Annotated in this window: 1 protein-coding gene; it reads right to left on the reverse strand. The window is 37.1% G+C overall.

Features of this window, described 5'->3' with window-relative positions:
• Nucleotides 1-811: FAD-binding protein (locus AMN83_RS01665; RefSeq protein ID WP_143323628.1), on the reverse strand; the 811-nt coding region annotated here is incomplete at both ends.

An 811-nucleotide genomic window follows, 5' to 3' on the forward strand; every position in this document is an offset into this window, starting at 1 on the left:
TAGATCTACTAACAACATCTCTTGATGCTAAATCTTTTGCATTTGGAGCATATCTTTCCATAAATCTTTCACCCTTAGAATTTGTAAGATAACCCCCTTCTCCTCGCGCACCTTCTGTTATTAATGTGCCGTGGCCATAAATTCCTGTTGGGTGAAATTGAACAAACTCCATATCCTGAAGCGGTAATCCAGCTCTTAAAATCATTGCATTACCATCACCAGTGCAAGTATGTGCTGATGTTGCTGAATAATAAACTTTTCCATAACCACCCGTAGCAATAATTACTGTGTGCGCTCTAAATCTGTGAATTGTGCCATCATTCAAATTCCAAGCAATTAGACCTTTACATTCTCCATTCTTCATCAACAAATCTAATGCAAAATATTCTATAAAAAATTCTGTATTATGCTTTAACGCTTGTCCATATAATGTGTGTAAAATAGCATGTCCTGTTCTATCAGCTGCTGCACAAGTTCTTTGAACTATTCCATTTCCATAATTTTTTGTCATTCCACCAAATGGTCTTTGATAAATTTTTCCTTCTTCAGTTCTGCTAAATGGAACTCCATATTTCTCTAACTCTAAAACTGCTTTAGGTGCTTCTTTACAAAGATATTCAATACTATCTTGATCACCTAACCAATCTGCACCTTTTACAGTGTCATACATGTGCCATCTCCAATCATCTTCTCCCATGTTTCCTAGTGCTGCTGATATTCCACCTTGTGCAGCTGATGTATGACTTCTGGTAGGAAATACTTTTGAGATACAAGCTGTTTTTAAGCCAGCTTCGCTGAGCCCTACTGCCTT

The sequence above is a fragment of the Candidatus Pelagibacter communis genome, from assembly GCF_001180025.1.
GTDB classification, from domain to species: Bacteria; Pseudomonadota; Alphaproteobacteria; order Pelagibacterales; family Pelagibacteraceae; genus Pelagibacter; species Pelagibacter ubique_A.